Raw genomic sequence first — 7203 nt, 5'->3', positions numbered from 1 at the left:
AGCAGCTGTTGCTTGAAGCCATAACTGGCGGTTTGGTAATAGGTGATGGCGCGGGTGATCAGTGGATCGCTGTCGGTGGCAAGCGACTCGCGACTGTCGGTCAACGCTTCATCGTGGCGGCGCAGGCCTTGGCGCGGGCTCAGGATCGCCAGATCGGTGCCATCGAACAAGCCCAGATGCTGATAATTGCCAACCACCACGCGGGGCGGCAGCGGATTGTCCTGCAACAGGTTGCGGCCGAAGAACGTCGACTGATAATCCAGGTTCAGCAGGCCTAGCAGCGTCGGCGCCAAATCAATCTGGCTGGCCAGTTGCGTCGTTTCCCGCGCCTCGATCAATTTCGGCGCGTAAATGAACAGCGGAATCTGATAGTTGCTGATCGGCAAGTCCTCCTTGCCCGCGCTGCCGGCGGTGTGGTCGGCGACGAAGACGAAGATCGTGTTATCAAACCACGGCTTTTGCCGGGCTTGATCGAGGAACTGACCGATGGCGTGGTCGGTGTACTTCACCGCGCCGTCACGGCCGTTGCCGGACTTGATATCGATCCGGTTGTCCGGGTAGGTGTAAGGCCGATGGTTGGACGTGGTCATCAGTTGCAGCAAAAACGGCTGTTGCCTGGCGTAGTCGGCGTCGGCCAGCTTCAGGGTCTGGGTGTAAAGGTCTTCGTCGGCCATGCCCCAGGCATTCTTGAAGTGGATCTCGGACTCAGCGACGCTGCTCTGGTCGACCACGCGGTAACCGTTACCGCTGAAGAACGCGTTCATGTTGTCGAAGTAACCGCGACCGCCGTACACAAATACGCTGTCGTAACCCACGGCGCCCAGTTGCTGGCCGAGGCTGGCAAAACCGCTTTCACGCCCCACGCGCTTGACGATCGAACGCCCTGGCGTTGGCGGGATCGCCAGCGTGATCGCTTCCAGGCCGCGATCGGTGCGGGTACCGGTGGCGTAGAAGTTGTTGAAGTACAGGCTCTGTTTGCGCAAGGTATCGAGGTTGGGGGTGAGGTTGCGGGTGTCACCGTTGCTGCCCATGTACTTGGCGCTGAAGCTTTCGATGGTCACCAGCACGATGTTGGGTTTTCGCAGCGCGCCCGGGTTGTCGATCATGCGGCGAATGTCCTGCGGGTCTTCGCCGATGAAGCGGGCGTTGGGTTCGCTCAGTTCGGCACGAATCTGCTGCGCAACGACCGCCGGCGGCAGGCTGCTGTAGAACTGCGGGTAGTCCAGTTCATTGTTGCGGAACGCGGCAAAGAACTGATACGGGCCGTTGCTCGCCAGTTCGTTCTGATAGGCGTTGCCGCCCTGCGCGCGGGGCGCGTCCTGGCTGAGCAACTGCAGGCTCACCCCGGCAACGACCAACAGGCCCACGGCGTTCAACAGGCGACTGCGCAATGGTGGCAACGGCGCATTCAGCGCGGCGTTGAACGGTTTGCGCAAGGCGAAACTCAAGGCGACAGCCAGCAGCGCGAGCAAGCTCAACAGGGTAAAGATCGGATAAGACTCAAGCAGGTTGTTCAACACTTCGTCGGAGTACACCAGGTAATCGACGGCGATGAAGTTGAAGCGCACACCAAACTCGTCCCAGAACAGCCACTCGGCCACCGCCACGAACAACATCGCGAACAGACTGACTGTCAGCAGCCCCTGAAGAAACCAGCGATGACCAGGGCGGCGCCACAAGGCTGGCGGGCACAGCAGCAAGTACAGGCCCATCGGCAAGGCTGCGTAGGCAACAAAACCCAAGTCGTACAGCATGCCGACGCCGAAAACCGACAGAGAGCCGTTACCCGCCTCGTCCAGGTGAGTGAGCAGGAGAACCGTTCGAGTCAGCAGGAAGATCGCCAGCCAAAGGCCGGTCACCAGCAGGAGAAAGCGCATTGGCGCCGTTTTCAGAACATCCATTGTGTATACATTCCTTAAGACCAATTGCGCGAGAGTCTCGCCCGCCCACTGTAGTCAGGTTGTGAACCGATAGTGAAAAACTTGTAAACGGCGCCATTTGGTTGAGCGATTCGATTCCACGACTCGCAACCCTAGCCGTGGGCCACGCTTGGCCTTAAGCTGCGCGGGCCAAGACGGCCGTTACTGTGTACGGAGGAGGTGCCCATGCGAATTTTATTGGTTGAAGACAACCGCGATATCCTGGCCAATCTTGCCGATTATCTGGGCCTCAAGGGCTACACCGTGGATTGCGCGCAGGACGGTTTGTCGGGCCTGCACCTGGCCGCCACCGAGCATTACGACTTGATCGTGCTCGACATCATGCTGCCCGGCATCGACGGCTACACCCTGTGCAAACGCCTGCGCGAAGACGCCCGCCGCGACACGCCGGTAATCATGCTCACCGCCCGCGATCAACTGGACGACCGGCTGCAAGGCTTCAAGTCCGGCGCCGACGATTACCTGATCAAACCGTTCGCCCTGTCCGAACTGGCCGCGCGTATCGAGGCGGTCATGCGACGCGCCCAGGGCGGTGGTCGTCGCACCTTGCAGGTCGCCGATCTGAGTTACGACCTCGACACCCTGGAAGTGACCCGCGAAGGCCGCCTGCTGAAACTCAACCCGGTGGGGCTGAAACTGCTGGCCGTGCTGATGCAAAAAAGCCCGCACGTGCTGCGCCGGGAAATTCTCGAAGAAGCCCTGTGGGGCGATGACTGCCCGGACAGCGACAGCCTGCGCAGCCACGTCCATCAACTGCGTCAGGTGATCGACAAACCGTTCGCCAAACCGTTGCTGCAAACCGTGCACGGTGTGGGTTATCGCTTGGCCGAGGGCCGTGATGGAGTTTAAGCAGAGCCTTGCTCAACGGATCATCATCGCCTTTGCGTTGATGAGCGCGCTGGTGGCCGGGGCCTTCGCCATGGGCATTGTGGCGACCGTGCACCTGGTCGAAGAAAAACTGATTTCGGCGGGCCTCGGCGGCGACTTGCAACGGCTATTGCTGATGGACAGCGTCTCTGACTGGAGCCACCGCCCCGAACCGGATCAGTTGTTCTATTTCAGCGGCGGGCCGGGTGATTTCGAGTTGCCCAAGGACCTGCGCCATCTGGAACCGGGTTTCCACGAAGTGTTTCGTGAACAGCTGTCCTATCACGCCATGGTCGAAATCGTCGACGGTCGGCATTACGTGCTGTTGCAGGATCAAAGCGATTTTGAAGAACGTGAACGAGTGCTGTTCGCCGTGGTGCTGGTGGGCTTCGTCCTCAGCCTGGCGCTGGCGGTGTTCCTCGGTTGGGTGCTGGCGCGCAAAGTGATGGCGCCGGTGGTGCGACTGGCCCGTCAGGTGCGCCATCGCGATCAGTTGCTTGGCCTCGCGCCACCGCTGGCGCCGGACTATGCCGCCGACGAGGTGGGCGAACTGGCTGTAGCCTTCGACGCCACTCTCGGGCGTTTGCGTCAGGCGTTGAGCCGTGAGCGGCTGTTCACCAGCGACGTCAGCCACGAACTGCGCACACCGTTGATGGTGCTGGCCAGTTCCTGTGAGCTGTTGCTGGAAAATCCCGGCATCGACCAGCGCGGTCGGGCGCAGGTCGAGCGCATTGCTCGTGCTTGTGAAGAGATGCGCGAGCTGGTGCAAACCTTCCTGATGCTGGCCCGCGCTCAGCGCGAAGACGCCAGCATGGCGCCGCAGCAATCGTTGAGCCAGGTGGCCGACGGGTTGCTCAATCAGTGGCGCGAACCCATTGAGGCCAAGGGCCTGACGCTGAACTTCGAGCCCGGCCATCCGCTGAGCACCTGCTACAACGCCACGCTGCTGCACGCGGTCATGGGCAACCTGTTGCGTAACGCGCTGCATTACACCGAGCGCGGGTTTATTCGCCTGACGCTGACGGCCACCGGCTTCACGGTCGAAGACAGCGGCGTGGGCATTCCCGAGGAAAAACGCGAGGCGATGTTCGAACCGTTCGTGCGCGGCACTGAAAAACGCGGTGAGGGGCTGGGTCTGGGACTGTCGCTGGTGCAAAGGATCTGTGAAAACCAGGGCTGGACCGTCAGCCTGACGAACATGGAGCCCAATGGCTGTCGTTTCCAGGTGGAACTGCGCCAAAAGTGATCTGATCGGCGTATTGAAAAAAAAAAGGTGGCCCCGCGCCATCTTATTTCCCTGTAAAACCCTGAAATACTTCGGGGTTTTACACGACAATATTTTCACAAAGGCATGACCTGACGCTGACACAAATCTACCTAAGGTAGTCGTCATCAGTAGTTCAGGAGACCTTAACGATGACTGCCCCGATCAAATTAGACTTCTCGGAAAAGTACGACGACCAACACGCTCAACGTTACTTGCGCAAACATCAGGATGGCATCGGCCGTCGACTGTCCCACTGGCGTGACGAGCAGATGGCGCGGAAGGCGCTGGCGCTGGTCGGCGAACCGGGGCTGGTCCTCGACCTGCCGAGTGGTGCAGGGCGTTTCTGGCCCTTGCTGGCGGAAAAAGCCAACCGTGCCATCATCGGAGCCGACAACTCCGAGTCGATGCTGAAGATCGCCACCCAGTCGCAACCGGCTGACGTGGTGAAACGGGTACAACCCTTGCACACTTCTGCATTCGACATTGCCTTGCCTGATAACGCCGTCGACAGCATCTTCTGCATGCGTTTGCTCCACCACATCGGTGAAGCGGAGCATCGACTGGCCATTTTGCGTGAGTTCGAACGTGTCACCCGTGACAGCGTGATCATTTCGTTGTGGGTGGACGGTAATTTCAAGGCCTGGAAGCGCAAGCGCTCGGAGCAGCGGCGTGGGCAGGAAGGTTACCAAAACCGATTTGTGTTACCGGCAGCTACGGTGGAAAAAGAATTCGAGCAAGCGGGGTTCCGCATTCAGGAACAACTGGACTTTATTCCGCTCTATGCGATGTGGCGGGTTTACGTATTACGCAAGAGGTAACAGGATGGCAGTGCATTTTGCAGCAGAAGCGGAAGTCGCTCCCCAGGACCGTTTCGACTATTACTGGAACCAGCGCGGTGAATGGGTAGAAGAGCCCAACGTCCGTCGCGGCGGTGAGAGTGGCGTGCAGCGGGTACGGGGCAGCGATGGGCAATTGCTCTACGCCAAGCGTCAGACCGGGCATATCTACCGCAGCTGGCTGCATCCGTTCGGCCGTCCGACCGTGTTGCGCGAGCAAGATGCACTCATCGGTCTGCGCGCGCTGGGTGTGCGGGTTCCGGAAATCGTTTTCTGCGGTGCACAACGCGATCCCGTGCACAAATGGCGCGCACTGCTGGTGACCAAATCGCTGGACGGTTTCGAGGAAATCGAACACTGGTACGCCGGCGGTGGCCGCGAGCGCCATGGTGAGGCGGTGCACGAGCGTGTGTTGAAGGACCTCGCCGAAAACCTCGCCCGCATGCACAAGGGTCGTTGGCAGCACAGTTGCATCTACATCAAGCACGTATTCGTGCGGGTCACTGGTGAAGGTGAATCGGCCACAGCCGAGATCGCCCTTATCGATCTGGAGAAGTGCCGGCAACGCCTGACGGCTCAGCGCGCCGCCGCCCATGACATGAAACAGCTGCGCCGCCACTCGTCGTTCAGCGACACCGACTGGAAAAATCTGGTCTACCTTTACGAGAAGGCGTTTGGCAGCGCTATCAAAGGTTTATAGCGATGAAACTCGAAATTGCACGAGGTTTGTTTTTCGTTGGAGCCTTGGCAGTTGCTTCATTGGCGCTGGCGGCCTGGGAGCAGCCAAGCACGCAGTTCCTCAGCTCGGTGAGCAGTGATGCTCACTGCCCGTTGCCGCGAGCGGCCAAAGCCAACGTGGCGGCCCAACCCGATCATGATTTGCTGTTGCTCATGTTCGGACTCGCTCAGGGAATGAGGCCGCAAAGTTGACCAGACTGAAGCCAAAATAAAAGGCCTCGCAGATGCGAGGCCTTTTTTATTGCGAGGGTTTTACCCACTGTGGGAGTTTTATGGGTGTTCTTTAGCGTCGGGTTTGGCCAGCAGCGTGTAAATGCACGGCAATACGAACAACGTAAACAACGTACCGATCGACATGCCCGTAGCGATCACCATGCCGATATCAAACCGGCTCACCGCGCCCGCGCCCGTGGCGATAATCAGCGGCAGCATGCCAAACACCATCGCCGCCGTGGTCATCAGCACCGGGCGCAAGCGGATGGCCGCGGCTTCCTCGACCGCCTCCCGAGGCGTCAGGCCCTTTTCCTTGCGCAACTGGTTGGCGAACTCGACGATCAGAATGCCGTGCTTGCTGATCAAACCAATCAGCGTCACTAGCCCGACCTGGGTGTAGATGTTCATGCTCGACCAGCCGAGGAACAGCGGAATCAACGCGCCGCAGATCGACAGCGGCACCGTCACCAGAATCACCAGCGGGTCGCGGAAGCTTTCGAACTGGGCCGCCAGCACCAGGAAAATGATCGCCAGCGCCAGAGCGAAGGTCACCCACAATGCGCTGCCTTCCTGCACGTATTGCCGCGACGCACCGGCGTAATCGATGGCATAGCCCGCCGGCGCTTCTTCCAGGGTGATCTGGCGCACAGTGTCGATGGCTTCCCCCATGCTCACCAGCGGCACGCCGGAAAGAATGGCCGAGTTGAGCTGCTGGAACTGGTTCAACTGCCGCGGTCGCGCGCGGTCGGTCACGGTGATCAGCGTTGACAGCGGCAGCAACACGCCTTGGGTGTTCTTCACGTAATAGTTGTTCAGCCAGTCGGGGTTGTCGCGAAACGGCCGCTCGACCTGTGCGATGACTTTGTAGCTGCGACCTTCAATGGTGAAGCGGTTGATCTCCGCCTCACCCAACAACGTTGCCAGGGTGCCGCCCAGGTCCTGCATCGACACGCCCATCTGTGCGGCCTTCTCCCGATCGATATCGACCACCACTTCGGGCTTGTCGAAGGCCAGGTCGACGTCGACGAAAGCAAACTTGCCGGACTCCATCGCGCGTTTTTTCACCCGGTCCATCACTTGCAGCAGCGAGGGGTAATCGTTGGCGGTGTTGATCACGAACTGGAACGGCAAGCCTTCGCCAGTGCCGGGCAAGGAGGGCAGGTTGAAACCAAACACCTGCAAGCCGGGAATGCTCGCCAGTTTGCCCTGCACCTGCGGCAGGATCTGCATCTGCGTGCGGCTGCGCTCGTTCCACGGCTTGAGCAGGAAGCCGCCGATCCCCGACTGCACGCCGTTGAATCCATTGATCTGGAACGAGGAGTAATACTCGGGAAACTCTTTG

Annotated in this window: 7 protein-coding genes; 5 read left to right on the top strand and 2 right to left on the bottom strand. The window is 59.9% G+C overall.

Annotation, left to right across the window (positions count from 1 at the left end; all coding sequences use genetic code 11):
• Positions 1-1901 (bottom strand): LTA synthase family protein (locus ACQKP4_RS27835; RefSeq protein ID WP_427637239.1); only part of this gene is annotated, 1901 nt, incomplete at its 3' end.
• A 204-nt stretch (positions 1902-2105) separates the two neighbouring features.
• Between ACQKP4_RS27835 and colR the strand changes: the two genes are divergently transcribed.
• The 5 genes from colR to ACQKP4_RS27810 all read left to right on the top strand — a co-directional run bounded on the left by colR (position 2106) and on the right by ACQKP4_RS27810 (position 5840).
• A complete protein-coding gene (colR, locus tag ACQKP4_RS27830; protein WP_427637238.1) occupies positions 2106-2789 on the top strand; it encodes a two-component system response regulator ColR in 684 nt (227 codons plus the stop codon).
• Positions 2779-4053, top strand: a complete 1275-nt coding sequence (locus tag ACQKP4_RS27825) for a sensor histidine kinase (protein WP_427637236.1) — start codon at positions 2779-2781, stop codon at positions 4051-4053. The genes colR and ACQKP4_RS27825 overlap by 11 nt, the downstream gene beginning before the upstream one ends.
• 170 nt (positions 4054-4223) lie before the next feature.
• Positions 4224-4892: a class I SAM-dependent methyltransferase gene (locus ACQKP4_RS27820; RefSeq protein ID WP_427637234.1), complete on the top strand. Its 669-nt coding sequence runs from the start codon at positions 4224-4226 to the stop codon at positions 4890-4892.
• 4 nt (positions 4893-4896) lie between these two features.
• On the top strand, positions 4897-5610 hold the full coding sequence (locus ACQKP4_RS27815; protein ID WP_427637232.1) for a lipopolysaccharide kinase InaA family protein: 714 nt from the start codon (positions 4897-4899) through the stop codon (positions 5608-5610).
• 2 nt (positions 5611-5612) lie between these two features.
• A complete protein-coding gene (locus tag ACQKP4_RS27810; protein WP_427637230.1) occupies positions 5613-5840 on the top strand; it encodes a hypothetical protein in 228 nt (75 codons plus the stop codon).
• 78 nt (positions 5841-5918) lie between these two features.
• On the opposite strand, the gene ACQKP4_RS27805 is transcribed toward ACQKP4_RS27810, so the two are convergent.
• Positions 5919-7203 (bottom strand): efflux RND transporter permease subunit (locus ACQKP4_RS27805; protein ID WP_427637228.1); only part of this gene is annotated, 1285 nt, incomplete at its 5' end.

Source organism: Pseudomonas sp. NPDC086278 (assembly GCF_050280905.1).
Lineage (GTDB): Bacteria > Pseudomonadota > Gammaproteobacteria > Pseudomonadales > Pseudomonadaceae > Aquipseudomonas.
The sequence above is the reverse complement of the archived record's forward strand: the minus strand, read 5'-3'. Positions and strand labels throughout refer to the sequence as shown.

What these genes read in the sequence shown, in the direction of transcription:
- ACQKP4_RS27815 (WP_427637232.1), top strand. Translation starts at nt 4,897, where the DNA reads ATGGCAGTGCATTTTGCAGCAGAAGCGGAAGTCGCTCCCCAGGACCGT.
- ACQKP4_RS27825 (WP_427637236.1), top strand. Translation starts at nt 2,779, where the DNA reads ATGGAGTTTAAGCAGAGCCTTGCTCAACGGATCATCATCGCCTTTGCG.
- colR (WP_427637238.1), top strand. Translation starts at nt 2,106, where the DNA reads ATGCGAATTTTATTGGTTGAAGACAACCGCGATATCCTGGCCAATCTT.
- ACQKP4_RS27810 (WP_427637230.1), top strand. Translation starts at nt 5,613, where the DNA reads ATGAAACTCGAAATTGCACGAGGTTTGTTTTTCGTTGGAGCCTTGGCA.
- ACQKP4_RS27820 (WP_427637234.1), top strand. Translation starts at nt 4,224, where the DNA reads ATGACTGCCCCGATCAAATTAGACTTCTCGGAAAAGTACGACGACCAA.